General features: G+C 73.0%; 20 protein-coding genes and 3 tRNA genes. 16 read left to right on the forward strand and 7 right to left on the reverse strand.

The genetic code is table 11. The annotated features are described in order from the left end of the window. The first annotated feature begins 91 nt into the window (after window positions 1-91). Together AB5L52_RS22625 and AB5L52_RS22630 are read left to right on the forward strand one after the other, a co-directional pair. Window positions 92-757, forward strand: coding sequence for a bifunctional DNA primase/polymerase (locus tag AB5L52_RS22625; RefSeq protein ID WP_369365836.1), 666 nt, complete (start codon window positions 92-94; stop codon window positions 755-757). Window positions 758-991: 234 nt separating this feature from the next. After that, window positions 992-1,684 carry a hypothetical protein gene (locus tag AB5L52_RS22630; RefSeq protein ID WP_351016731.1) on the forward strand — a complete coding sequence of 231 codons (693 nt, stop codon included), beginning with the start codon at window positions 992-994 and terminating at the stop codon, window positions 1,682-1,684. Between the two features lie 261 nt (window positions 1,685-1,945). Here AB5L52_RS22630 and AB5L52_RS22635 read toward each other — a convergent pair whose 3' ends face one another. The 3 genes from AB5L52_RS22635 to AB5L52_RS22645 form a co-directional block, all read right to left on the reverse strand. Continuing rightward, window positions 1,946-2,911: a DUF5926 family protein gene (locus tag AB5L52_RS22635; protein WP_369365838.1), complete on the reverse strand. Its 966-nt coding sequence runs from the start codon at window positions 2,909-2,911 to the stop codon at window positions 1,946-1,948. A gap of 428 nt (window positions 2,912-3,339) precedes the next feature. Next, on the reverse strand, window positions 3,340-3,978 hold the full coding sequence (locus AB5L52_RS22640) for an ATP-binding protein (RefSeq protein ID WP_351016725.1): 639 nt from the start codon (window positions 3,976-3,978) through the stop codon (window positions 3,340-3,342). A gap of 169 nt (window positions 3,979-4,147) precedes the next feature. Then, entirely contained in the window at window positions 4,148-4,978 is an 831-nt protein-coding gene (locus AB5L52_RS22645) for a glycerophosphodiester phosphodiesterase (RefSeq protein WP_351016722.1), read from the reverse strand. A gap of 312 nt (window positions 4,979-5,290) precedes the next feature. On the opposite strand from AB5L52_RS22645, the gene AB5L52_RS22650 reads away from it, so the two are divergent. Next, complete coding sequence (locus tag AB5L52_RS22650; RefSeq protein ID WP_351016719.1) at window positions 5,291-6,787, forward strand: trypsin-like peptidase domain-containing protein; 1,497 nt, start codon at window positions 5,291-5,293, stop codon at window positions 6,785-6,787. Window positions 6,788-6,944: 157 nt separating this feature from the next. Further along, window positions 6,945-7,029: transfer RNA gene (locus tag AB5L52_RS22655), tRNA-Ser, on the forward strand. Window positions 7,030-7,096: 67 nt separating this feature from the next. Here the strand turns inward: AB5L52_RS22655 and AB5L52_RS22660 are convergent. Then, on the reverse strand, window positions 7,097-7,981 hold the full coding sequence (locus AB5L52_RS22660) for a bifunctional DNA primase/polymerase (RefSeq protein WP_369365840.1): 885 nt from the start codon (window positions 7,979-7,981) through the stop codon (window positions 7,097-7,099). A gap of 369 nt (window positions 7,982-8,350) precedes the next feature. Between AB5L52_RS22660 and AB5L52_RS22665 the strand changes: the two genes are divergently transcribed. From AB5L52_RS22665 to AB5L52_RS22700, 8 genes are all read left to right on the forward strand, one after another. Further along, entirely contained in the window at window positions 8,351-8,668 is a 318-nt protein-coding gene (locus tag AB5L52_RS22665) for a hypothetical protein (protein WP_351016713.1), read from the forward strand. Between the two features lie 256 nt (window positions 8,669-8,924). After that, window positions 8,925-10,076 carry an acyl-CoA dehydrogenase family protein gene (locus AB5L52_RS22670; protein WP_351570979.1) on the forward strand — a complete coding sequence of 384 codons (1,152 nt, stop codon included), beginning with the start codon at window positions 8,925-8,927 and terminating at the stop codon, window positions 10,074-10,076. 41 nt (window positions 10,077-10,117) lie between these two features. Beyond that, window positions 10,118-11,047 carry a bifunctional MaoC family dehydratase N-terminal/OB-fold nucleic acid binding domain-containing protein gene (locus AB5L52_RS22675; RefSeq protein WP_369368952.1) on the forward strand — a complete coding sequence of 310 codons (930 nt, stop codon included), beginning with the start codon at window positions 10,118-10,120 and terminating at the stop codon, window positions 11,045-11,047. A gap of 1 nt (window position 11,048) precedes the next feature. Next, window positions 11,049-12,074 (forward strand): acyl-CoA dehydrogenase family protein, encoded by a 1,026-nt coding sequence (locus AB5L52_RS22680; RefSeq protein WP_369365843.1) that lies wholly within the window; start codon window positions 11,049-11,051, stop codon window positions 12,072-12,074. 13 nt (window positions 12,075-12,087) lie between these two features. Next, window positions 12,088-12,510, forward strand: a complete 423-nt coding sequence (locus tag AB5L52_RS22685; RefSeq protein ID WP_351017402.1) for a MaoC family dehydratase — start codon at window positions 12,088-12,090, stop codon at window positions 12,508-12,510. After that, window positions 12,507-13,673: a lipid-transfer protein gene (locus tag AB5L52_RS22690; protein ID WP_351016704.1), complete on the forward strand. Its 1,167-nt coding sequence runs from the start codon at window positions 12,507-12,509 to the stop codon at window positions 13,671-13,673. Before AB5L52_RS22685 ends, AB5L52_RS22690 begins: the two co-directional genes overlap by 4 nt. Window positions 13,674-13,965: 292 nt before the next feature. Next, window positions 13,966-14,559, forward strand: a complete 594-nt coding sequence (locus tag AB5L52_RS22695; protein WP_351016701.1) for a SigE family RNA polymerase sigma factor — start codon at window positions 13,966-13,968, stop codon at window positions 14,557-14,559. A 113-nt stretch (window positions 14,560-14,672) separates the two neighbouring features. After that, the gene (locus tag AB5L52_RS22700) at window positions 14,673-16,331 is read left to right on the forward strand and encodes a long-chain fatty acid--CoA ligase (protein WP_369365846.1); all 1,659 of its coding nucleotides are present in this window, start codon (window positions 14,673-14,675) and stop codon (window positions 16,329-16,331) included. Between the two features lie 92 nt (window positions 16,332-16,423). On the opposite strand, the gene AB5L52_RS22705 is transcribed toward AB5L52_RS22700, so the two are convergent. Together AB5L52_RS22705 and AB5L52_RS22710 are read right to left on the reverse strand one after the other, a co-directional pair. Next, window positions 16,424-21,013 (reverse strand): PAS domain-containing protein, encoded by a 4,590-nt coding sequence (locus tag AB5L52_RS22705; RefSeq protein WP_369365847.1) that lies wholly within the window; start codon window positions 21,011-21,013, stop codon window positions 16,424-16,426. A gap of 356 nt (window positions 21,014-21,369) precedes the next feature. After that, window positions 21,370-21,855 (reverse strand): SSI family serine proteinase inhibitor, encoded by a 486-nt coding sequence (locus tag AB5L52_RS22710; protein WP_369365849.1) that lies wholly within the window; start codon window positions 21,853-21,855, stop codon window positions 21,370-21,372. 171 nt (window positions 21,856-22,026) lie between these two features. Here AB5L52_RS22710 and AB5L52_RS22715 point away from each other — a divergent pair. Continuing rightward, window positions 22,027-22,117 (forward strand) — tRNA-Ser (locus AB5L52_RS22715). Between the two features lie 216 nt (window positions 22,118-22,333). Then, a tRNA-Arg gene (locus AB5L52_RS22720) sits at window positions 22,334-22,406 on the forward strand. A 111-nt stretch (window positions 22,407-22,517) separates the two neighbouring features. Here AB5L52_RS22720 and AB5L52_RS22725 read toward each other — a convergent pair. Then, the gene (locus AB5L52_RS22725) at window positions 22,518-23,021 is read right to left on the reverse strand and encodes a helix-turn-helix domain-containing protein (protein WP_351016690.1); all 504 of its coding nucleotides are present in this window, start codon (window positions 23,019-23,021) and stop codon (window positions 22,518-22,520) included. An 82-nt stretch (window positions 23,022-23,103) separates the two neighbouring features. On the opposite strand from AB5L52_RS22725, the gene AB5L52_RS22730 reads away from it, so the two are divergent. Further along, entirely contained in the window at window positions 23,104-23,463 is a 360-nt protein-coding gene (locus tag AB5L52_RS22730) for an HGxxPAAW family protein (RefSeq protein WP_369365851.1), read from the forward strand. 114 nt (window positions 23,464-23,577) lie between these two features. Continuing rightward, window positions 23,578-24,453, forward strand: a complete 876-nt coding sequence (locus AB5L52_RS22735; RefSeq protein ID WP_369365853.1) for a DUF2797 domain-containing protein — start codon at window positions 23,578-23,580, stop codon at window positions 24,451-24,453. Window positions 24,454-24,718 lie beyond the last annotated feature (265 nt).

Consider the following 24,718-nt stretch of genomic DNA (forward strand, 5'->3'; position numbering starts at 1 on the left):
CGCCAACAGGTACGCACAGTGAAGTGATCGACACATGGTGTGATGTGGACCACGGTGTTGCCAGCGGTGCAACGGAAAGGAACGAGCGCTCATGCGCGAGATCCTCGGAAGGCGACGCAGGCTCCTGTCCAGGCGGAACGACCGGAGGCCTGAGCTGATCAGCGCGGCTCTGACCTTCGCGACCGAGTGGCAGTGGCCGGTACTCCCGGGCGTGGCCCCGGACCCGCGGGGGCGGGCCCGCTGCGGCTGCCCCGACCCGGAGTGCACGGTGCCCGGTGCGCACCCCTTCGATCCGGGTCTGCTCGCGGCCACGACCGACGCCCGCATGGTGCGCTGGTGGTGGGCCAACCGGCCGAGCGCGCCGATCGTCCTGGCCACCGGAGGCAAGGCGCCCTGCGCGGTCAGCCTGCCCGCGCTCGCCGCCTCGCACGCGCTCGCCCTGCTCGACCGGCGGGGCATGCGCCTCGGTCCGGTGCTCGCCTCGCAGAACCGCTGGGCGCTGCTCGTCAGGCCCTACTCCCTGCAGCAACTGGGCGAACTCCTCTATGCCAAGGACTTCGTCCCCGGTGCGCTGCGCTTCCACGGCGAGGGCGGCTATCTCGCGCTGCCCCCGTCCGAGACCGGCCAGGGCACCGTCCGCTGGGAGCGGGCTCCGCTGCCCGGCTCGGCCGCGCCGTGGGTGCCCGATGTGGAGGCCGTGGTGGACGCCGCAATCGACGCCCTCACTCGTACGGGTGTGAGCGCACCCGAGTTCTAGGGATGTCGGCGCGGGCGGCGGGGACGAACCCCACTTGCTCGTTATCTTCCGGACATGCTGCGAAATTCTGGGGGTTCTGGGGGTTCAGGGGGTTCGGGGGGACAGGGGAGTCGGCCGGCCGGGAGGCACGGCCGACGATCGCCACGACACGGGGCGCGGTCGGCGGAAGCCGGCCGGGCGGAAGCGGGCCGGACGGATTCCCGCACGTGGTGGCTGCTCGCGCTGATCGGCGTCGTGGTGGCGGCGGTCGTGCTGCCGCTGGCCGTGGCGTCCGCGGGGCAGGTGGGCGAGGCGGCCCGCAAAGCGCTGGCGGGACGGCTGCGGGGCGGCGAACGGACCTCGGGGCACAAACACGCCGCCGGGAGAGGCAAGGACTCCGGGCGGAGCGATGCCGCCGACTCTCACGAGGACGCCGCCGGAACCGGGGACGCCGGTGGAGCCGAGGGCGCCGGTGGAGCCGGGGACGCCGGCGGATCCACCGACGCCAAGATCCCCGCGCCCGACCAGGCACCCGGGCTCCTCGGGCTGGGCCTGGCCACCGCCGCGCGGTGCGGGCCTCAGCTGACCTCTCCCGACGGCCTCGAGGCACAGACCTGTGTGCTGACCCAGGGCGCGGACACCTGGGCCCGCACCTACTACCGCAACGCCACCGGCAAGTCGCTGGACTCCGTACTGAGCCTGATGGGTCCCGGCGGTCGCAGTGTGCAGATGCACTGCGTCACGAGCGGCGACGACCAGCCCGCCACCTGTGACACGCCCCGCGAGCACACCAAGGGCGGACCGGAGGGCTACACGGCCGTCGACGAGTTCGCCACACGCGGAGCGGCCGGTGCGCTGCTGCTGCGCTCGGGCAGCGACGCGGCCGACGCCAGCGGCAAGACCGGGACCAAGACCGGGGCCAAGACGGGGGCCAAGGGCGGGAGTTGACCCTCCGGGAGGGGTCGACACTCCGCGGCGGTTTGTACACCGCACGCGGGCATGGAAAGACCCGGTTGCTGGCGACGGGGGATGCACCAGCAACCGGGCTACTGGAACCGTAACAAGAGATTGGCGGTTCGCAAATTCCGTCCGGGGCATTCGGCCACCGATTTCCCTGTTATCAGGGGGAGTTGTGACAGGAGTCACCTGATTCGCGGGCGCGGCCCCGGCTTACCGACCGTTCAGTCGAGGCCCGCGCCCGCGCACACGTCAGTTGAGCGTGACCTGTCGGTTGGTCAGTCCGCCGCGCGCCCGGCGCTCCTCCGGAGTGAGCGGCTCGGTCGCGGCGAGGGCTGCGGCGAGGCGCTCGGCGAACTCGGCGGCCGGCTTCTCCACATCGTCCGCCGTGACCCCGCTCGGCAGGTCCCAGACCGGCACCGTGAGGCCGTGAGCACGGAAGGAGCCCACGAGCCGGGTGCCCTCGCCCAGGTTGGACCGGCCCGCGGCGTGCAGCCGCGCGAGAGCGTCCAGAAGCTGCTCCTCCGAGTGCGGCATGACCCAGCGCAGGTGGTTCTTCTCCGGGGTCTCGCACCAGTACGCCGCGTCCACTCCGGTCAGCTTCGCCGTCGGGATGGCGGCGGCGTTCGCCCGCTCCAGGGACGCGGTCACCTCCGGCGTGGCGTTCTCCGCGTCCGGCACCCAGAACTCGAAGCCGCTCTGCACGACCGGCTCGAACGGCGCCTGCAGGTCGAGCAGATCCTGCAGCCGCGGACCCTCGGCCGGGGCGCGGCGGCCCTGCACGGGGGTGCCGGGCTCGGCCTGGAGCGCACGCTGCAGGGTGTCGGCGAGGTCGCGGCTGAGGTCGCCCGACGCCGTGTCGTTCTGCAGGCCGATCAGGACCGAGCCGTCGTCGCGGCGCAGCGCGGGCCAGGCCATCGGCAGCACCGTGGCGAGCGTGACCGAGGGAACGCCCTCGGGCAGGCCGTCCTTGAGGGTCAGCTCGACCGTCGCGGCCGGCACCAGCTCGCGCAGCGCCACCCAGTCGCCCTCACCGGGCAGCCCCTCGAACGGGCGGTGCACCAGCTCGGTCACCGCGTGTGCCGCGGCCCGGCCGTGGCACGCCTTGTAGCGTCGGCCGCTGCCGCAGGGGCAGGGTTCACGGGCGCCGACGACCGGGATCTCGCCGTCGATCAGCTTCGGCCGCTCGGCCTTCGTCTGGAGTCGCTTCTTGGCCATCGTGGGTGTCTCCCGGTTACGGCTCTTCTCGTACGGGCGCGAGCCTAGCCGTTCAGGCCGTGACCGGCGGGAACCTGTGGACAACGCACGCGAGCACGACGCCAGAGGTGTGAACCTGTGGACAACCACTGGGGCGTCCCGCGGTCCGTCCCGGCCCCGCTCCAGCCCTGCTCCGGCCTCGCTCCAGGCCCTCTTCGGCCCTCCTTCGGCCCGCGCCGACCGAGGCCCTCGGCGGCGTCCGGCAGCCCAGGCGCTCGGGAGCGTCGTCGCAAGCCGGGATCCTCGAGAGCGCCGGCGGGCCTCCGTCGGCCCCGGCAAGCGGCACCGTGCCCGTCGGTCCGGGTGAGCGGCACCGTCCCCGCGTGTCCGTCGGCCCGCGCAAGCGACATCGTGTCCGCCGGTCCCAACAGGCGGCCGGGGCCGTCCGTTCAGCCCAGGTCGTCGAACGCGTCCGCGAAGTCCAGGCCGGGCAGGTCCGCGAGTACGGGGGCGGTGACGCGCGTAGCGAAACCGTTCTGACGGCAGCCCGCATCGGGATCGTGGACGTCTTCGTGGACCACCACCCAGACCGTCACCTCGCCGCGGACGCCGTCCTGGACGCCCCAGTCGTCGGCGAGGGCCGTGATGATGTTGAGCCCCCGGCCGCCGTGCGCCGTCACCGACGGGGTGGCCGGCGCCGGGCGGGTCGGGCCGCCGCCGTCCGTCACCTCGACGATGAGCCGGCCCCGTGCGTCCACCCGCCATGCGGCACGCACGTCACCGTCGCCGGCCAGCGCGTCGCCCAGGGGCCGCCCGTGTTTGCAGGCATTGCTCAACAGTTCGGAAAGGATCAGTACGGCATCGTCGATGACCGATTCGGACACGCCCCCGCTGCGCAGTTGCGAACGCATCCGGTGCCTCGCCTTCCCCACGCCCGCAGGGCCATGGGGTACGGCCATGCTCGACGACGTGGGCACCTCCTGTGCCACCACCAACGCCACCCCCGAGACCTCCTTTGCCCCACGCCACGGTGTGGATGCCCCATTGGCCTGTACCGGAAACCGGCCAATCCCCTTCCGGTGACGCATTCGCAACGGCTCTGTACGGAGCGAACGCGCCGGAGCACTCCCTGTGACGAAGACCCTTTCCTCTGGTCGTCGCGTGGCTGAATTTCATTGGTGTGGCCGAGAGTGGAGGATTCAGCAGCCGCACAGCCGGGTCAAGGGATGCGCTCGGCTCCTTACCGGCCTCTTGAGGTCACGCACGCCCCAGCCGGCGCAGCACCTCGCGCGGGCGGTTGGTGATGATCGCGTCGATGCCCAGCTCCACACAGAGATCGACGTCCTCGGGCTCGTTCACGGTCCAGACGTGGACCTGGTGACCGGCGCGTTTCAGCCGTTCCACATAGCCGGGGTGATTGCGCACGATCCGGATCGAGGGCCCCGCGATCCGCACGCCCGTGGGCAGCCGCCCGTCCCGCAGCCGCGGGGTGAGGAACTGCACCAGGTAGACCGTCGGCAGCGTCGGCGCGGCGGCACGCACGCGGTGCAGCGAACGCGCCGAGAAACTCATGATCCGGACCGGGGACTCGGCGGCCGAGGCCGGCGCGTCCAGACCGAACCGCTTCAGCAGCTCCAGCAGCCGCTCCTCGACCTGGCCGGCCCAGCGCGTGGGGTGCTTGGTCTCGATGGCCAGCTCCACCCGCCGCCCGGCGTCCGCGACCAGCTCCAGCAGCCGCTCCAGGGTGAGTACCGAGGTGTCCGCCGGATCCTCCGGCCGGTGCACCCAGTCGGGCTCCTCGTCCCGTCCGCGCCAGGCCTCGCGCGTCTTCCAGGAGCCGAAGTCGAGGGCGGCGAGATCGGCCAGCTCCAGTGCGGAGACGGCGCCGCGGCCGTTGGAGGTACGGTTCACCCGGCGGTCGTGGACACAGACGAGATGGCCGTCGGCGGTCAGTCGTACGTCACACTCGAGGGCGTCGGCGCCGTCCTCGATGGCCTTCTTGTAGGCGGCCAGGGTGTGCTCGGGCGCGTCTTCGGAGGCGCCTCGGTGGGCGACGACCTGGACGGAGCGCTGTGGTGCGTGGGTCACCGCGTCATGGTGCCACCGTCGCGGGGTACGCGCGGCGGCGTGGGTGCGTCCGTGCGGCGAACGACGGCATCCGGCCTGCTCGTTTATATAACTTTTGCCGGAAAGACCCCATATAAAGAGAGTCCCGGGACCCACAGCCACCGCTTATGGTGCTCTGACGGCCCGTGGGAAAAGCTGACTGCATACATACGGGAACACAGGACCATGCACAGCTGCATCGCGACGGGCCCACGACGAGCGTGAACGCCCCCGCCGAGCGTGAACGTGACCGATGCGACCGAGGACAACAGCCGTGGATCGAGGAGAAGAGCTGTGAGCACCGAGAACGAGGGCAACGAGGTACCCCCGGCCCCGTCCGCACCTCCCGTGCCGGTGGCCTCTCCCACCTCCCCGCAGGGCCCCGCCCCGGAGGGGAACGCGCCGACGGCCCCCCTTCCGCCGGTACCCCAGGACACCCCGGCCGGCGCCGGGACCCAGCCGGGCCCGACGCCCGCCCCGCACGCCTCCGGCCCGGCCCCGGACGGCTCCTGGCCGCCCCCGCCGCCGGCCACCCCGCCGTACGGCGAGGGCGCGCCCCACGGTGACGCCGGTGCCGGTACTGCTGGCTTCGGCGGCGCGGGTGGCGCGGGTGCCGCCGGTGTCTGGGGAGCGTCGTACCAGCAGCCCGCACCCAAGCCGCGCGGCGGCGGGCGTGGCGGGCTCGTCGCGGCGGTCCTGGTGGCCGCGCTGGTCGCGGGCGGCCTGGGCGGCGGCCTCGGCTACACCCTGGCCAAGAACCACGACGACAGCGGCTCCACCACGGTCTCCGCCTCCGACAACGGCGCCTCGCAGATCAAGCGCGCGCCCGGCACGATCGCCAACGTGGCCGCCAAGGCGCTGCCCAGCACGGTCACCATCGAGGCCGAGGGCAGCAACGGCGACGGCGGCACCGGCACGGGCTTCGTCTTCGACAAGCAGGGCCACATCATCACCAACAACCACGTGGTGGCGGACGCGCTCAACGGCGGCAAGCTGACGGCGACGTTCCCGAACGGCCGGAAGTACGAAGCCGAGGTCGTCGGCCACGCGCAGGGCTACGACGTCGCCGTCGTCAAGCTCAAGAACCCGCCGACCGACCTCGAGCCGCTCGCCCTCGGCGACAGCGACAAGGTGGCCGTCGGCGACGAGACGATCGCCATCGGCGCCCCCTTCGGCCTGTCCAACACGGTGACGACCGGCATCATCAGCGCCAAGAACCGCCCGGTGGCCTCCAGCGACGGCAGCGCCACCAGCAAGGCGTCGTACATGAGCGCCCTGCAGACCGACGCGTCGATCAACCCGGGCAACTCCGGCGGTCCGCTGCTGGACGCCGCCGGCGCGGTCATCGGCATCAACTCGGCGATCCAGTCGTCCGGCAGCGGCGGCGGCTTCGGCGGCTCCGGCCAGTCCGGTTCGATCGGCCTGGGCTTCGCCATTCCGGTCAACCAGGCCAAGTACGTCGCCCAGCAGCTGATCAAGACCGGCAAGCCGGTGTACGCCAAGATCGGCGCCTCCGTCTCGCTGGAGGACTCCACCGGCGGTGCGAAGATCACCGACCAGGGCGCGGGCGGCGCCGCCGCGGTCGAGTCCGGCGGCCCGGCCGACAAGGCGGGCCTCAAGCCCGGCGACGTGATCACCAAGCTCGACGACATGGTGATCGACAGCGGCCCGACCCTGATCGGCGAGATCTGGACCCACAAGCCCGGCGACAGGGTCACGGTCACCTACAAGCGAGGCGGCCAGGACCACACGGCCACCCTGACGCTGGCCTCCCGGGTGGGCGACAACTGACCCCCGCACCGAGCGGCACGCACGCGTAGGGGCACCTCCCGAAAGGGGGCGCCCCTCGCTCGTACCGACTCCCGAGCCTCCCGTACCGACCACGCCGCCCGTCGGCCGTTCGATCCCGGTACGCTGTACCCGCTCCGTCCCAGGTGGGCGCGAGCGAGGTGGGTTGCCCGAGCGGCCTAAGGGAACGGTCTTGAAAACCGTCGTGGCGCGAGTCACCGTGGGTTCAAATCCCACACCCACCGCGGACCTTGGGAAGGGGCGCCTCCGAAACGGGCGCCCCTTCCGTATGTCCGGCCGGGTTTTCGGTGGTCAGGGCCGGTGTCCCGTCATCCGTGCCGCCGAGGCGATCGTCGCCCGGGCCTCGCGTTCCGACAGGCCCGTGTTGAGGGCCGCCTCGGTCAGGGGGTCGACCAGGGCGGGGCCGATGCCGTTCTCGTAGGCGCGGCAGGCCGCCCAGAACAGACGGGTGTTGCGCTGCCCCTCGTGCGCGGAGAGGACGAAGTGGACGAGGCCGCGGCCGTGGTCGCCCGGAGCGGGAAGGCTCGGGGGTGGGACCGGGTGCGCGGGCCGGGGCGGTGGTACCAGCAGGCGCAGCAGGGAGGACGGGCAGGCGGCGGGGGCCAGCTGCGCCGTGCCGGGGGCGGTCGTGTACAGGCCGTGCTCGGTACGGGAGCCGGGGCCCACGAGATAGCCGCCGGCGCCGCGGATGTCGATCCCGGGGGCGAGACGGCCGGCGGAGTTCGGCACGACCACGTCCGGCGGGCCGGTGAGCCACAGATGGCGCCCGCCGCTCGGCGTGCGGACGACGACCGTCTCCGGAATCGTGAACAGGTGGCGCAGGGCCAGTTCGCGCAGCGCGGTCGAGGAGTCGGTGCCGGACTTGGTGTCCAGGTCGATGCCGATCAGGTGGTACGGCGGCAGCCCGCACGCGATGCCGTAGCCGGTGGCCCAGGGCGCGGCGGCGAACAGCTCGCGGATGCGGAACGGGTCGGTCGAGGCGTCGTACACACCGTGACCGAAGCGGCCGCACTCGCCGTGGCAGCGCGGTCCGGCCGGGTCGGGGTCGTCGCGGTGGGGGGAGCGCAGGGCCGGGAGCTTCGTCCGGGACAGGGGGATGACGGCCAGGCCGCGCTCGGCGGCTGAGAGGGCGTGTGCGAGGGCCAGCGTCGTGGCCTGCCGGTCGGGGGTGGCCATGGCTCCATGTTCGTACGTACGTTCGAAAAAGGGAAGGGGAGGCCGGAGTGGCGCGCCGGGTGCAGGGAAAATGGCCGGATATCCGGGGAAACGATTCATCCCTTGTGTCGCTTGAGGTGCGGCAGCCCACCCCCCGTCCCTCCTGTGGCGGCAGATGGCAAAAGATGGCGATAGAGGTTTATCGACTTTCCATCACGCTTGCGTGCCAATTGAGGCTTCCGGGGTGGTTCGCCGGGGATTCGGTGGGCAACTCTGATCTCGCGACGTCGCCCACGGAGTCGGAGCAGTCGGCCAACTGCCCTGACGCAAGCCGCAGTTCACTTACTTCCGGCCCTAGGGCCGCCCATTTCTTGGTTCTGGAGGAACACCATGGCAAGTATCCGTACCGCCCGCGTATGCGCCGCCGTCGCCGCAGTTCCGCTCGCAGCCGCCCTCTTCAGTGGCGTCGCGACGGCCGACAACGGAGCCCTCGCGGACAACGGATCGAGCGCCAACACCGGTGTGGCGGGCATCATCGGCAGCGGGGTCGGCCACGACAACTTGGGAAACTCGTCCACCGCGCCGCAGAACGCGGCCGGCGACGGAGCCTCGAACCAGAGCAGCACCGCCCAGGCCAACGACTCCGCGTTCGCACCCGTCCAGCAGGGCAGCGAGAACGCGGCCGTCTACTTCACCCACCTGTGGTGAGCTTCGGGCGGGGTCCCTCCCGCTGAGGGTCCTCGTGGGGTGTGCTCAGGGGTCATCACACGTCTGCGCGGCGGTACTTCGGTGCCGCCGCGCAGACGTGTGCGCGGTGTCCGTTCCGTGGTGGCGGACGTGGCGGACCTCGCCGTGGATCTCGCGGCGGAGCCGGGGGCGGTGGCCGACCTTGACACCCACCGGTATCTGACGGACAGTCAGAAACCGTCCCTGTCAGGTACGCGAGGCCGGGAGGGCCCCCGCCGTGCACCTCGCCCCCACGGAGCGGCAGCAGCGCCTGCGCGCCGAACTCCGCGCCTACTTCCGTGCCGTGCTGCCGGATCCCCGTGAACCCGACGACGCCCGCGCCCTGTTGCGCCGCATCGGCGCCGACGGCTGGCTGGGCATCGGCTGGCCGGTCGAGTACGGCGGCCAGGGCCGGGGTGCGGACGAGCAGTTCGTGTTCTTCGATGAGGCGAACCGGGCCGGCGCCCCGGTCTCCATGGTCACCCTCAACACGGTCGGCCCCACGCTCATGACCTACGGCAGCGAGGCGCAGAAGGCCTGCCTCCTGCCCCGCATCCTCAGCGGCGAGGCCGTTTTCGCGATCGGCTACACCGAGCCCTCCGCCGGCACCGATCTGGCCTCGCTGCGCACCCGCGCCGTACGCGAGGGCGACGGCTGGCGGATCGACGGCCAGAAGCTCTTCACCTCGGGCGCCCAGCACGCCGACTGGATCTGGCTCGCCTGCCGCACCGACCCCGAGGCGCCCAAGCACCGGGGCATCTCCATCCTGCTCGTCCCGACCGACGCGCCGGGGTTCTCCTGGACGCCGATCGAGACGGTGGGCGGGCAGACGACGACGGCCACCTACTACGACGGCGTCCGCGTCCCGGCCGCGAACCTGGTCGGCACCGAGAACGACGGCTGGTCGCTGATCACCGGCCAGCTCAACCACGAGCGGGTCGCGCTCGCCGCCCTCGGCATGCAGGCCGAGGAGTTCCTCGCCGCCGCGCTCACCGCCGCCCGTACACCCGATCCGGTGAATCTGCGGCGCCGGATCGATGAGCCGTGGGTACGTCTCCGGGCCGCCGAGGCGCATGCCCGGCTGGCGGCGAATCGCCTGCTCAGCTGGCGTTTGGTGGCCGACGTGGGGGCGGGCCGCCTGGCCCCGGGCGAGGCGAGCGGCGTGAAATTCGCGGGAACGGAATCGACTGTCGCGACGTATCGCATGTGTCAGGAGATCGCCGGCGAGGCGGGACTCGTCCGCTCCGGCTCCCCGGGAGCCTTCGGGGACGGCGAGCTGGAGCGACGGAACAGGGCGGCGCAGATCAACACGTTCGGGGGCGGGGTGAGCGAGGTGCAGCGAGAGATCGTCGCGACGATGCGGCTCGGGATGAGGAGGGGGCGGCGGTGAGCAGCGAGGGTGTGCAGCCGGGGGGCGAGGCGGCGGCAGGCGTGGATCCTGATGCGCTCGGCGCGCGGCTCAAGGCCTACGAGGGGCAGTCCGCCGCCGTCGCCGGAGTGGCCAAGGACCCGGTGAACGGGCCGATGATCCGGCACTGGTGCGAGGCCATGGGCGACACCAACCCGGCCTACTCGGGCCCGTACGCCATCGCCCCGCCCACGATGCTCCAGGCCTGGACGATGGGCGGCCTGTCCGGCCACGAGGGCCGCACGGGTGCCTACGACGACCTGCTGTCCCTCCTCGACGCCTCGGGCTGTACGTCGGTGGTGGCCACCGACTGCGAGCAGGAGTATCTACGGCCCCTGCGTCCGGGCGACCGGGTCACGTTCGACTCGGTGATCGAGTCGGTCTCCGGCCGCAAGACGACGAAGCTCGGCACCGGGCACTTCGTCACGACCCGTACGGACGTCAGGGTCGACGGCGACCTCGTCGGCACACACCGCTTCCGCATCCTCAAGTACGCCCCGGCCCGCCGCACACCCCCGGCCCCGCGTCCCCGCCCGGTGGTCAACCGGGACAACGCCGGCTTCTGGGAGGGCGTGGCCGACCGCAGGCTCCTCATCCAGCGCTGCACGGACTGCGGCACCCTGCGCCACCCCTGGCTGCCGGGCTGCAACGCGTGCGGCGGCCCGGACTGGGACACGGTCGAGGCGAGCGGCGCGGGGACGGTCTACTCGTACGTGGTGATGCACCACCCGCCCTTCCCGGCCTTCGAGCCGCCCTACGCGGTCGGCCTGGTCGAACTCGCCGAGGGCGTGCGGATGGTGAGCAATGTGGTCGGGGTGCCGTACGACAAAGTGCGGATCGGGCTGCCGGTCCGGGTGGAGTTCCGGACCTACGAAGATGCGGAGGGCGCGGAGGGCGCGCTGGTGCTGCCGGTCTTCCGGGTCGTCGAGGGTGCGGCCGAGGGCGAGGGCTGACATGGACTTCACGCCCACCGAGGCACAGAACGAGGCCCGTGACCTGGCCGCGCGGATCTTCGGCGACCTCGCCACCCATGACCGGCTGAAGGCCGCCGGCACCGGCAGCGACCCGGAGCTGTGGAAGTCCCTGTGCGCGGCCGGGCTGGTGGCCGCCGTGGCGGAACTCGGCCTGCTGGGGCTGGTGCTGCTCCTGGAGGAACAGGGGCGGACGACGGCCCAGGCGCCGTATGCGGCGAGCTGTGTGTACGGAGTGCTGGCGCTCACCGCGCACGGCAGCGCGGAGCAGCGGGACAGGCTGCTCCCGGCGGTCGAGGACGGCTCGGCGGTGGTGGCGGGGGCGCTTCCCGCGCAGAGCGGTGTACGGGCCTCGGCGCGGGGTGAGCTGACCGGCACGGTCCCCGTCGTCCCCTGGCTGCGGGACGCCACCCATGTCCTGGTCGCCGACGCCGAGCGCCGGCTGTGGCTGGCCCCGCTCGGCCGGGGCACCGGCATCACCCCGGTCGAGCTGACGGCTCCCTGGTCGGCGGCCCGTCTCACTCTCGAGCGGGCTCCGGCCGAGCCGCTCGGCGGCCGGCGCGCCTACGCCGACGTCCTCGCCACCGCCCGTACGGCGTTCGCCGGGCTGCAGGCGGGCGTCTGCGCGGGCTCCCTCGCCCGGGCCGTCGCGCACACCGGCACCCGGGAGCAGTTCGGGCGCCCGCTCGCCACCCGGCAGGCCGTCCAGCTCCGGGCCGCCGACGCCCACATGGACACCGAGGCGATACGGGTGACGGCCTACGAGTCCGCCTGGCGGCGGGACGCCGGGCTCCCGTACGCCCCCCATGCGCTGACCGCCGCCTGGTGGGCGTCCGAGGCGGGCCAGCGGGTGGTGCACACCGGCCAGCATCTGCACGGCGGGACGGGAGCCGACCTCGATCATCCGGTGCACCGGCACTTCCTGTGGGGCCGGCAGCTGGACGCGTATCTGGGCTGCGGGGCCGAAGTGCTCCAGGAACTGGGGGAGTTGATCGCACATGGGGGGTGAGGCCGTGGCGGCGATGCGCGTGGGCGCCGAGCTGGCCCCGCTGGAGATCCCGGTCACGCGGACGCTGATCGTCGCGGGGGCGATCGCCTCGCGGGACTACCAGGACGTGCACCATGACGCGGAGCTGGCCAGGCAGAAGGGCTCCCCGGACGTCTTCATGAACATCCTGACGACGAACGGCCTCGTCGGCAGGTACATCACGGACCACTTCGGCCCGACGGCGGTGCTGCGCAAGGTCGCCATCCGGCTGGGTGCGCCCAACTATCCGGGGGACACGATGGTGTTGACGGGCAGGATCGAGGCGGTCGACGGCGACACCGCCACCGTACGGGTCGTCGGCGCCAACGGGCTCGGCAGACATGTGACGGGCACGGTGACGGTCACGGTCCCGGCCGGGGCACCCGCGTCCGCCCCGGACCCGGAGGGCCGCTCATGAGCCTGCGGACCCGTGACGCCCTGGGCGGGCGCGCCGCGATCGTCGGGATCGGGGCCACCGAGTTCTCCAAGGACTCCGGGCGCAGCGAGCTGCGGCTGGCCGTGGAGGCGGTGCGGGCCGCGCTGGACGACGCGGGGCTGACGCCGGCGGACGTGGACGGGATGGTGACGTTCACGATGGACACCAACCCGGAGATCACGGTGGCCCAGGCCTGTGGGATGGGCGAGCTGTCCTTCTTCTCCCGGGTCCACTACGGCGGCGGCGCGGCGTGCGCGACCGTGCTCCAGGCGGCGCTCGCGGTGGCGACGGGCGTGGCGGAGGCGGTGGTCTGCTACCGCGCCTTCAACGAGCGGTCGGGCCGCAGATTCGGCGCGGGCGTGCAGCACCGGGAGCCGTCGGCGGAGGGCGCGGCACTCGGCTGGATGCTGCCGTTCGGGCTGCTCACCCCGGCGTCCTGGGTGGCGATGGCGGCCCAGCGGTATCTGCACGCGTACGGGCTGACGCCGGAGGCGTTCGGGCACGTGGCCGTGCTGGACCGCCGATACGCGGCGACGAATCCGGCGGCGTACTTCCACGGCCGCCCCATCACGCTCGCCGAGCACGCGGCGTCGCGCTGGATCGTGGAGCCGCTGCGGCTGCTGGACTGCTGCCAGGAGACCGACGGCGGACAGGCGATCGTCGTCACCTCCCTGGAGCGGGCCCGGGACCTGCCGCACCCGCCCGCCGTGATCGCGGCGGCCGCTCAGGGCGCGGGCCGGGCGCAGGAGCAGATGACCAGCTTCTACCGGGACGATCTGACCGGCCTGCCGGAGATGGGCGTGGTGGCCCGGCAGCTGTGGCGCACCTCCGGCCTCGGCCCGGCCGACGTCGACGTCGGGATCCTGTACGACCACTTCACGCCGTTCGTGCTGATGCAGCTGGAGGAGTTCGGGTTCTGCGGAAAGGGGGAGGCGGCGGACTTCGTGGCCGAGGAGCGGCTGCCGCTCAACACCCACGGGGGGCAACTGGGCGAGGCCTACCTGCACGGGATGAACGGCATGGCGGAAGCGGTACGCCAGCTGCGGGGTACGGCGGTGAACCAGATACCGGGCGCGACCCGGACCCTGGTGACGGCCGGCACCGGTGTCCCGACATCGGGCTTGATCCTGACGGCTGACGGCTGACGGCTGACGGCTGACGGCTGACGGCTGACGGCTGACGGCTGACGGTCGGCGGTTGTCGGTTGTCGGTTGGCGGTGGGATCCGCACCCGGAGTCCGCCCTCGACGTCAGGGTCGGTTCGGCCGACGGGGCCGGCGATGATCAGGGCGGGGTCAGGGTCGTACCCGCACGCGGGGTGCACTCGCCGTCCACCTTCAGGAGGTGCAGTCAGCCCCACCCCTACAACCTGAGGGGGACTCCGCTTCGGGACCTGCGGGCGATCCGCCGGAGGGTGGCCCGCTCCTAGCGTGGAGCCATGACCACACCCGTCTGCACCCGCGCCTCGGCCGCCGCCGCACCAAGGCGGCAGACCCTCCCCCACCCCCGGCTCCGGGCGGGCGAGGAGGCTCCCGCATACCCGTCGTTCGCCTCGTATGTGCGAGCCCGCCAGCCGGTCCTGCTGCGCACCGCGCGCTCGCTGACCGCGAACCTGAGCGACGCCGAGGACCTGCTGCAGACCGCGCTCGCCAAGACCTATGTGGCCTGGGAGCGGATCGAGGACCAGCGGGCGCTCGACGGCTATGTGCGGCGGGCGCTGTTGAACACCCGGACCTCGCAGTGGCGCAAGCGCAAGGTGGACGAGTTCTCCTGCGACGAGCTGCCCGAGCCGGAGCCCGGGACCGGTGACGACGACCCGGCCGAGCGGCAGGCGCTGCACGACGCCATGTGGCGCGCGGTCATGAAGCTCCCGGCGCGCCAGCGGGCGATGGTCGTCCTGCGGTACTACGAGGACCTCAGCGAGGCCCAGACCGCCGAGGTGCTCGACGTGTCGGTGGGCACGGTGAAATCGGCGGTGTCGCGTGCGCTGGGGAAACTCCGCGAGGATCCCGAGCTGGGCCTGGTGCGCTAGCTCGCGTTTTCCTCCCCGGTGACGCGCCCCTAGTGACATACCGCACGGTATGTGAGCAGAATCAGCGGAACCCTTGCTGCCGCACAGGGCAACGCCGCCCCGGGAGGACCACCGTGCTGAGCACCATGCAGGACGTACCGCTGACCGTCACCCGTCTCCTCGTCCACGGTGCGCTGGCGCACGGACGGTCCCAGATCGTCACCTGGACCGGGGAGTCCGAGCCGCAGCGGCGCAGTTTCGCCGAGGCGGCGGTGCGTGCCGTACAGCTGGCGAACGCCCTGCGGGACGAGCTGGGCGTTCGGGGTGACGACCGGGTGGCAACCCTGATGTGGAACAACGCCGAGCACGTCGAGGCGTACTTCGCGATCCCGTCCATGGGCGCTGTGCTGCACACGCTCAATCTGCGGCTGCCGGCCGAGCAGCTGGTGTGGATCGTCAACCACGCGGCCGACAAGGTCGTCATCGTCAACGGCTCGCTGATCCCGCTGCTCGCGCCGTTGCTGTCCAAGCTGCCGACCGTCGAGCATGTGGTGGTCTCCGGCCCCGGCGACCGGGCGCCGCTCCAGGGCACGCACGCCCGGATCCACGAGTACGAGGAGCTGATCGCGGACCGGCCGACGAGGTACGACTGGCCGGAGATCGACGAACGCCAGGCGGCCGCCATGTGCTACACCTCCGGCACGACCGGCGACCCCAAGGGCGTGGTGTACAGCCACCGTTCGATCTATCTGCACTCCATGCAGGTCAACATGACCCAGTCGATGGGCCTGACCGACCAGGACACCTCACTCGTCGTGGTGCCCCAGTTCCATGTCAACGCCTGGGGCCTGCCGCACGCCACGTTCATGACCGGCGTCAACCTGCTGATGCCGGACCGCTTCCTGCAGCCCGCGCCGCTCGCCGAGATGATCGAGCGCGAGAAGCCGACGCACGCGGCGGCCGTCCCGACCATCTGGCAGGGCCTGCTCGCCGAGCTGACCGCCAAGCCCCGGGACGTCTCCTCCCTCACCCAGGTCACCATCGGCGGCGCGGCCTGCCCGCCGTCCCTCATGGCGGCCTTCGACAAGCTCGGCATGCGGGTCTGTCACGCCTGGGGCATGACGGAGACCTCCCCGCTCGGCACGGTCGCCCGCCCGCCGGCCCACGCGATCGGCACCGAGGAGGAGTTCGCCTACCGCCTCACCCAGGGCCGCTTCCCGGCCGGCGTCGAGGCCCGCCTCAGCGGCCCCGGCGGCGAACGCCTCCCCTGGGACGGCGAGTCGGCGGGCGAGCTGGAGGTACGCGGCCCGTGGATCGCCGGCGCGTACTACAACGGCCCCGACGCCGAACCCCTGCGCCCCGGCGACAAGTTCAGCGCGGACGGCTGGCTCAAGACCGGCGACGTCGGCACCATCTCCCCCGACGGCTTCCTGACCCTCACCGACCGCGCCAAGGACGTCATCAAGTCCGGCGGCGAGTGGATCTCCTCGGTCGAGCTGGAGAACGCGCTGATGTCCCACCCGGACGTCGCCGAGGCCGCCGTGGTCGCCGTACCCGACGACAAGTGGGGCGAGCGCCCGCTGGCCACGGTCGTCCTGCGGCAGGGCGCCACCGCCGACTTCGCGACCCTGCGCACCTTCCTCGCCGAGGAGGGCAAGATCGCCAAGTGGCAGCTCCCCGAGCGCTGGACGACCGTCGAGTCGGTGCCGAAGACCAGCGTGGGCAAGTTCGACAAGAAGGTGCTGCGGAGGCAGTACGCCGACGGGCAGCTGGACGTCACCAGTCTCGGCTGACACCACCGGACGACCACCGGACGACCGAACAGCCCCAGGCGCGTGCCAGGGGCTGTTCTGTTCGTCGTGCTGATTCGTGTCTGTTCGTCGTGCTAATTCGTGCCGATCCCGGCCAGCAGGTCCACGATCCGGCTCTGCACCTCGGAGCTCGTGGAGCGCTCCGCGAGGAACAGCACCGTCTCGCCCGAGGCCAGCCGGGGCAGGTCGGCCTGGTCGACGGCGGCGGTGTAGACGACCAGCGGGGTGCGGTTGAGCTGCCCGTTCGCGCGCAGCCAGTCGATGATGCCGGTGGCGCCGGCCTGCCGCCGGTGCACCTGCATCAGGTCCATCACCACGAGGTTCGGCCGGAACTGCCCCGCGAGCGTCACCGCGTCGCTGTCGCTCGCGGCCCGCGCCACCTGCATCCCGCGCCGCTCCAGCGTCGAGGTCAGGGCCAGCGCGATCTCCGCGTGCTCCTCGATGAGCAGCACCCGCGGCGGATGCTGCTCGCTGTCGCGCGGCGCCAGCGCCTTCAGCAGTACGGCGGGGTCGGCGCCGTACGCCGCCTCGCGCGTCGCCTGCCCGAGCCCGGCCGTGACCAGCACCGGCACCTCGGCGGCGACGGCGGCCTGACGCAGCGACTGCAGGGCCGTACGCGTGATGGGTCCGGTCAGCGGGTCCACGAACAGCGCGGCCGGGAACGCCGCGATCTGCGCGTCGACCTCCTCACGGGAGTGCACGATCACCGGCCGGTAGCCGCGGTCGCTCAGCGCCTGCTGGGTCGTCACGTCCGGCGCGGGCCACACCAGCAGCCGGCGCGGGTTGTCCAGCGGCTCCGGGGGCAGTTCGTCGTCGAGCGGCTGCGGCAGCGGCGCGTCGGCGACCTCGATGGCCCCGCCGGGACCGTCCAGCGGCTCCGGCCCCTCGGCGGCGTCCGCGTCCGGCGCGCCTATGGCGTACGACCGCCCGGCACCCTCGGTACCGGGGGCGAGCCGGGACTGCCCGGCGAGCGACGTCTGCGCGGCCGCCTGTCCGGCGCCCTGCTGTCCGGGAGCCGTCTGCTCCGGCTGCTCGTCCTGCCGCTTGCCCGGGTCCGGAGGCGTGCCCAGCTTGCGCCGGCGGCCGGAACCGCCCGGCGCGTGCGGCGGCGGGGTCGCCGTCGGCTGCTGCACCTGCGCGGCCTGCCGCGAGAACGGCACGCCCTGCCCGAGCGTACGGACGCTGATCGCCCGGCCCTGTGTCGAGTTCGGGTCGACCGCGGAGCCCTCGGCGGGCAACGGCTGTGCGGCCCGCGGCGGCTGGAGACCGGCACGTTCCGCGGGCAGCGGGGTGCCCGGGGCCGGCGTACCGGCCTGCGGTACGGGAGTGCCCGCGCCGGAGGTGTCGTCGGTGCCGGGCCACTGCTGCGGGACACCGGGCGCCGGCACCGGGCCGGCACCTTCGGCGGGCAGCGGCTGGGCGGCCGGGGTCCCGCCGGGCGGGGTCGCGGCCGATGCCGCCGGGGGCCGCTGGGCCGGGACCGCCTGCCCGGGAGCGGGCGGCACGGGCCGGCCCGCGGAGTCCGGCGCGGGCGCGCCGGGATGCGGTACGGCCGGTACGGCGGGCTGGGCGCCGGGTGCGGAGGCGCCGGGCGCCGGTTGCGCGGCCCTCTGCGCCGCAGCGGGCGGCTGCCCGGCGGCAGGCACGGGACCGGTCTGGAGGGGGATGCCCTGCCCGACCGTCCCCTGTGCCGGAACGCCGTGAACCGGCGTGCCCTGACCGGGAGTTGGTGCGCCCTGGCCGGGAACCGGGGCTCCTGCCGGGCGCGCCCCGGCCTGCCCTGGCGCGGCCTGCGCCGGGACCGGCTGCACGGGAGCGAGCTGTCCCGGAGCGCCCTGCACCGCGGGCGTCACCGCCGGAGCCGGCTGTGCGGCACCGGGCTGCGCGGCACCTGGCGCGAGTGCGGGCGCGGCCCCCTGCGCCGCCGCCGGCTGAGCGGTCTCGGCCGGCTGGGCCGCGGCCCGGCGGCGCCGGCCGGTCGGTGCGCTGGTCGGATGCGGCTGCGGCGGGGTGTGGTCCGCGGCCTGGTCGAGCGGTACGGCGTCGTGCCGGCCGGCGTCACCATGGGCCCCTGCGACGGACACCGGCAGCTGAGCGGGCACCTGCACCGGTCCGGCACCCGGCCCCGAAGCCTGCGGCTGCCCCTCGGCAGCACCAGGCCGCCCACCGGCACCCGGGACTCCACCGGTCCCACGAACCCCATGAACCCCGCCGGTCCCAGGAACCCCACCGGCCGCCGGAACCACGCCCACCCCGGTCGCCGAGTCCGCGGACCGCGGTGAGCGGTCGGCCTCGGCCGGGGGCAGGGCGAAGACCGTACGCGCGCCGCCCGCCTCCTGGGCCGCGGCACGCTCCGCCGCGGCGGCCAGCGCACGCCGGCGCCGCCCGGTCGGCTGGGCACCCTCGGCGGGCACGACCTCCGTACCCGGACCGCCCGGACCGCCCTGTTCGCCGCCCGCCGCGGGCAGGGCAGGCGGCAACGCAGCCTGCTGGGCACCGGACTCGGCGCGAGCCGGAAGTCCCGCGGGCGTGGGCACACCCTGCGGCGGTACGGCGGAGCCCAGCCCCGTACCGGAGGCGGCGGCCCCCGCGGCATGCTCGGCCGCGGTCACCACCGCGCCCTCGCTCACTTCCTCGCCGGCCCCGGCGCTGCCCTCGGCCGGCCGGCCCCGGCGCCGTCCGGTGCCGCCCGACGCGGTGTCCGTGCTCTCGGCCGGGACCGCGGTGGCCTCCTCGGCGGGCGCGCCCGCGCGCCTGCGGCGCCGCCCGGTCGGTGCGGGCGCCTCCGGCTCACCGGCCTGGCCCGCGCCGGGCACCTCACTCTCCAGGAAGGCGTCCGTGGAGGCCCGCCGAGCCCGTCGCCGGCCGCCACCGGCGCCCTGCTCGGCGCCACCGGCCTCCTCCGCACCGCCGTCACCGGCGCCGGAGATCTGCCCGGTCGAGTCCTGGGCGGCGGGAAGCGCGGCGGGCATCTGACCGACGACCGCCCCGACGACCGCCCCGGCGCCACCGCCGAGCGGCACCTCCAGCACATACGCGCTGCCGCTCATGCCCGGCACCTCGTGCGTCTGCAGCACGCCGCCGTGGGCGCGTACGATCCCGCGCACGATCGGCTCGTGCACCGGGTCGCCCCCGGCGTACGGCCCGCGCACCTCGATCCGCGCGACCTCACCGCGCTGCGCGGCCGCGACCACGACGGTGTTGTCCAGATAACCGCCCGCGGAGACGGGCGAGTTGCCGGTCGCGTCGACCCCGGCCACGTCCGCCACCAGGTGCGCGAGCGCGGTGGCGAGCCGCTGCGGGTCGACCTCGGCCTCGATGGGCGGCGCGTGCACGGCGAACTGCACCCGGCCGGGACCGATCAGCTCGACCGCGCCGTCGACACCGGCGGCGACGACGGCGTCCAGCATCACCTTCGTACGGCTGATGTCCTCGGTGCCCGCGTCCAGCCGCTGGTAGCCGAGGACGTTGTCGATGAGGGTGGTGATGCGCGAGTACCCGGCCGACAGGTGGTGGAGGACCTGGTTGGCCTCGGGCCACAGCTGCCCGGCGTCGTCGGCGGCCAGCGCGGCCAGGTCGCGCCGCAGCTCGTCGAGGGGCCCGCGCAGCGACTGGGCGAGCAGGGTCAGCAGCTGCTCGTGCCGCCCGGCGAGGGCCTCGTACCGGTCCTTCTCCCGCTCGGCGAGCGCGGCGTACCGCTCCTCGCCGGCCGCCAGCTCCTCCACGTGCTGCTCGCGCAGCTCCTCGACCTCGGTGACGTGCGACTGCCGCAGCGCGGTCAGATCGGAGGCGTGCTCCTCGGTGAGCCGCTCGACCTCCTCCGCGTGCGCCTTCTCCTGCGCGGCCTTCTCCTCGGCCAGCGCCTCGTACGGCCGCCGGTCGGTGAAGGTCATCACGGCGCCGACGAGCTGGTCCCCGTCGCGCACCGGCGCGGTGGTGAGGTCGACGGACACCTTCGCGTCGCCCTTGGACCACAGCACCTGCCCGCGCACCCGGTGCTTGCGCCCGGAGCGCAGGGTGTCGGCGAGCGGGGACTCCTCGTACGGGAAGGGGGAGCCGTCGGGGCGCGAGTGCAGTACGAGGGCGTGCAGCTCCTTGCCGCCCAGCTCACCGGCCCGGTAGCCCAGTATCTGGGCGGCGGCCGGATTGACGAGCACGATCCGCCCGTCGGTGTCGGTGCCGACGACGCCCTCCGCCGCAGCCCGCAGAATCATCTCGGTCTGCCGCTGCGAGCGCGCCAGCTCCGCCTCGGTGTCGACGGTCCCGGACAGGTCCCGTACGACGATCATCAGCAGTTCGTCGCCGGTGTAGCCGTAACCGTCGTAGGCCTGCTGACCGTTCTCCAGATTCGCGCTCGTGACCTCGACCGGGAACTCGCTCCCGTCGGTGCGCCGGGCGATCATCCGGGTCGGCTTGGTCCGCCCCGCCGGATCCATGTGATCGGGCCGGCGCATCGACCCGGGGATGAGCCGCGAGTCGAACTCGGGCAGCAGATCGAGCAGCCCGCGCCCGACCAGCGCCGTGCCCGGCGCCTCGAAGGCCTCCAGCGCGATGGTGTTCGCGTTGACGACGGTTCCGTTGGCGTTGACCAGGACCAACGCGTCCGGCAGCGCGTCGAGTATGGCTGCGAGGCGAGCAGCGCCTCGGGATGGCCTGCTGCTCACGAGACGCCTTCCTCCCTGTTACCGCACCTTGCCGACCGCTCGGGCCATCTTGCCAAGGGGCCCGCGACGTGTCACGCGAGGGAGTCTAAGCGCACACATTGCGCTCGCGACGCCGGATGAGAGGGAGGTCCCACGACGAAGTGACACCGAACCCGTGCCCACACCCCGACCACACCCCGACGACACCTCGGCCACGGCCCGGCCACAGCCTCCGGCCACCAGGGACGCTCCGCGAGACCTTCGCGGGACCTTTACGTGCCCGACGATCCGGCCGATCCCCACCCATGGACCACCTCGAACCGCCTCGGACCGGCCCTTTTGCCGTCGGACCTGCCCCTGTGCCGTGGGGCCCGCCCCTATGCCGTGGGGCCGCCCAGCTGCGGCAGCAGCGGCACCATCCGGTCCCATCGCCCGATCTCGCACCCGTTGCTGCGGTCGTAGGTGGCGTCGACGTCGCGTCCGGCCCAGGTGCCGGTCACATGTGCGGTGGCCGGTCCGCCGTAGAGCATGGTGCAGGTGGTGCCGGGCGCCACCGGGGCGAAGAGGTCCTGCCCCCACCGCGTCCGCCCGTCCAGCGCCCGGCAGGTATCCGCCGCGTCCGGCCGGCTCCCGCCGGCCGGGTGGCAGAACAGCTCGTGCGTCCCGTCCCGCTCGGGTCCGGCGTGCCGCACGACCACGGTGAGGTGATCACCGGCCTGGTCCTCGGGCCGCACGGGCGGCGGCACGGCGGGTACGGGTACGGCGGCGGCGGGTACGGCGGAGAGGGCGAGAAGACCCGAGACGACCGCGAGGACGGACATCCCGCCGCCGCGCACCGGGCCCCGCTGAAGACGAAAGATCATGCCCTGCTCAACGCCCCCGCCCGCCGGACGTTGCGTCCGCGCCTCGCCGGACGAAAGCCCTTTGCCCTGCGACCCGACTGCCTAGTACCGTGGGGGGCGATTGGTGACGGGCCACTCGGCTGTGTCATCATCTGCAAGCACCAATCGCGCGCTCGCGTGAGCGGTTGTGCTGGAGGCGTCGCCTAGTCCGGTCTATGGCGCCGCACTGCTAATGCGGTTTGGGTCTTAAAGCCCATCGAGGGTTCAAATCCCTCCGCCTCCGCCCCGATCCCGAAGCCCCGGTCCCCAGGACCGGGGCTTCGGCGTTCCCACCCCACGGTTCTCCCGACGCCCCCAGCCACCCCCATGTCGGCGTTTTCGCAGGTCACAAGGGGTGTGCGGAACGGATTTCACATGACGGCGGCAGTCATGTAATGTTCTTCCTGTCGCCGCGAGCGGGCCGAAAGGGCCGGGAGCGGGGGCCAAAACAAAAGAACAAGCACTCGTAGCTTAACGGATAGAGCATCTGACTACGGATCAGAAGGTTGCAGGTTCGAATCCTGCCGAGTGCACACAGAACAAAGGCCCCGGAGAGATCCGGGGCCTTTGGCATTTCGGTCCCGACGACGCCGAACGCGTAGCCCGATCACAGATGGGGGCAGGCGTTCAGGTGGCGGCGTGCGTCAGCCCTCCTCCTCACCCTCCTCCTCGGGGTCGTTCCGGTTCAGTTTCTCCAGGTACGCGTGGGCCAGGGTCGTGGCGCGGGTGAACCAGTCGGTGATGATCGCCAGTTCCTCGGGGGAGTAGTCGGAGAACAGGGCCGTCAGGCGTTGGTAGTGACCCGCGTACACCGCCTCGACGCGGGTGACGGCGGCCGGTACGGCTGCCACGCGGACCCGGCGGCGGTCCGTGGGGTCGGGGCGGCGGGTGACATAGCCGGCGCGTTCGAGGCGGTTGAGGATGCCGGTCACCGCGCCGGTGGTGACGTGGGCGCGGGCGGCGAGGTCGCCGGCCGTCAGCAGGTCTTCGCCGGCCTCCAGGACGAAGGCGAAACAGGTCAGGTCGGTGACGTTCAGCCCCAGCCGCCGGGCCAGCTCCTGCTGTCCGATCAGGTGGGCGGCGATGAGATGGTCCATCGCCGACAGCGCCTGGGCCGGGGTGGCGGGCGGTCGCGGCGTGCCGTGCATCTTTCGGATTCCCTTAGCTGGTGAGATATTCGATTGGTAAATGTCTTAGCTCGTGAGGGAATCTCGTCCCCGGAGGCGCGGTATGAGTCTGTACGACGAGGGTCACACGATCGCCGGCTGGACCGGCTTCGGCATCGCGACCGTGGGAGGCGGCGTGGTCGGCTCGGGCGTGTGCGTGGCCTCCCTGCCGCTGGTCGCGGGCGGGCTCACGGTCGTGGCCGTGAGCGTTCTGGTGACATGGGTCCTGCATCTGTCCGGCTGGGGCAAGCCGCCGGGCGTACGGCCGCGAGGCCAGTGGGGCATGCGGATCCGGGACACCCGGGCCCGGGAGGGCCACACCGGCTGCGTCGGCTGCCGGCTGGCGGGGCGGGGACGTGCGGCGGCCCCGGTGGCCGCGACGCCGACGGCTGCCGAATCGATGCCTCTGTCGCCCGTCGAGTGAATGTGCTTTCGGCGAAGGGCCGTTGGTGATCGATGAATGACATCAACGGCTTCGTACCGTACTCCGCCTGCTCCCGCAGTCCGTTGTCAGACCCACCCCATACCCTGACGAGTGATGGCACCTGTATGGAAGTGCACCGGACTGCGCTGGTCGTCCGAGGGGCCCGTGCTGGTCTGGGACGGCGGGCGGTGCAGTGCGCTGCCCTGCGGGAAGCGGGTCGGTTTCGCCGTGCCGGAAGGGGGTGTGCGGACGTGTGTGGGGGCGCGGGGGCATGCGTGTCCGGTGCGGGCCGTGGTGCCGGGGCGGAGTACGGGGGCCCGGTGCGAGGAGTGTGCGCGGCTGGACCGGGCGCATTCCGTGGCCGCCGACACCATCGCCGACGACCCTCGGCCGTACCGGGTGTATCTGGCGTGGTTCGGGCCCGGGATGGTCAAGGTCGGGATCACCGCCGTCGAGCGGGGCAGCGCTCGGCTGCTCGAACAGGGCGCCGTCTGTTTCAGCCGGCTCGGCACCGGTCCGCTGATGGCCGCCCGGCGTACCGAAGAGCTGCTGCGGGCCGCGCTCCAGGTGCCGGACCGGATTCCGTACGCCGAGAAGCGCGCGGTGCGAGCGGCCCTCCCGGAGAGCGCGGACGAGCGTGCCGCCGAGGTGCGGGAGCTGCATGCGCGGGCCGTCGCGCTCGCCGGGTGGCCGGAGTCGCTGCGGCCGGAGCCCTGTGAAGTGACCGATCACATGGGGGTTTTCGGGCTCGACCGGTCGGCGGCCGCGTGCGGTGAGGTCGTGGAGCTGGTCCCGGGCGGAGCCGTGAGCGGTGAGCTGGTCGCGGCCGCCGGGCCCGATCTGCATGTGGCGGTCGGAGCGCGCGGGGTCGTCGTACTCGACACGCGGCTGATGGCGGGGTGGGAGCTGGTGCCGCCGCCCGGTTCGCCTTCTCACCGACTCACCTTTGCCGTGCGGGAGTTCCGGGGCGAGCAGGGCGGGCTGTTCTGAGGGATCGTGACATCCCCGGCTTCCTGGGCGAGGACTTCGCCCACACCCCCGGCGGACTCGCCATCAGCGTCGCCTACTTCCGGGACCTCGAAGGGATCGAGCGGTGGCGTGACCATCCCGAGCACCTGGCGGCCAAGCGGCGCGGGCGTCAGCGGTGGTACGAGCGGTACGCGATCCACATCGCCCGGGTCGAGCACGGTCACGTCTTCAGCCGCTGAAGTCCGGCCTTCGGTCGCCGAAGTCGGGCCCTCGGCCACCCGGTCCG

Origin of the sequence: Streptomyces sp. CG4 (assembly GCF_041080655.1) — a bacterium.
GTDB lineage: Bacteria > Actinomycetota > Actinomycetes > Streptomycetales > Streptomycetaceae > Streptomyces.

What these genes read in the sequence shown, in the direction of transcription:
- AB5L52_RS22625 (WP_369365836.1), top strand. Translation starts at nt 92, where the DNA reads ATGCGCGAGATCCTCGGAAGGCGACGCAGGCTCCTGTCCAGGCGGAAC.
- AB5L52_RS22635 (WP_369365838.1), bottom strand. Translation starts at nt 2,911, where the DNA reads ATGGCCAAGAAGCGACTCCAGACGAAGGCCGAGCGGCCGAAGCTGATC.
- AB5L52_RS22640 (WP_351016725.1), bottom strand. Translation starts at nt 3,978, where the DNA reads ATGCGTCACCGGAAGGGGATTGGCCGGTTTCCGGTACAGGCCAATGGG.
- AB5L52_RS22660 (WP_369365840.1), bottom strand. Translation starts at nt 7,981, where the DNA reads ATGGCCACCCCCGACCGGCAGGCCACGACGCTGGCCCTCGCACACGCC.
- AB5L52_RS22665 (WP_351016713.1), top strand. Translation starts at nt 8,351, where the DNA reads ATGGCAAGTATCCGTACCGCCCGCGTATGCGCCGCCGTCGCCGCAGTT.
- AB5L52_RS22680 (WP_369365843.1), top strand. Translation starts at nt 11,049, where the DNA reads ATGGACTTCACGCCCACCGAGGCACAGAACGAGGCCCGTGACCTGGCC.
- AB5L52_RS22685 (WP_351017402.1), top strand. Translation starts at nt 12,088, where the DNA reads ATGCGCGTGGGCGCCGAGCTGGCCCCGCTGGAGATCCCGGTCACGCGG.
- AB5L52_RS22690 (WP_351016704.1), top strand. Translation starts at nt 12,507, where the DNA reads ATGAGCCTGCGGACCCGTGACGCCCTGGGCGGGCGCGCCGCGATCGTC.
- AB5L52_RS22695 (WP_351016701.1), top strand. Translation starts at nt 13,966, where the DNA reads ATGACCACACCCGTCTGCACCCGCGCCTCGGCCGCCGCCGCACCAAGG.
- AB5L52_RS22710 (WP_369365849.1), bottom strand. Translation starts at nt 21,855, where the DNA reads ATGATCTTTCGTCTTCAGCGGGGCCCGGTGCGCGGCGGCGGGATGTCC.
- AB5L52_RS22725 (WP_351016690.1), bottom strand. Translation starts at nt 23,021, where the DNA reads ATGCACGGCACGCCGCGACCGCCCGCCACCCCGGCCCAGGCGCTGTCG.
- AB5L52_RS22730 (WP_369365851.1), top strand. Translation starts at nt 23,104, where the DNA reads ATGAGTCTGTACGACGAGGGTCACACGATCGCCGGCTGGACCGGCTTC.
- AB5L52_RS22735 (WP_369365853.1), top strand. Translation starts at nt 23,578, where the DNA reads ATGGCACCTGTATGGAAGTGCACCGGACTGCGCTGGTCGTCCGAGGGG.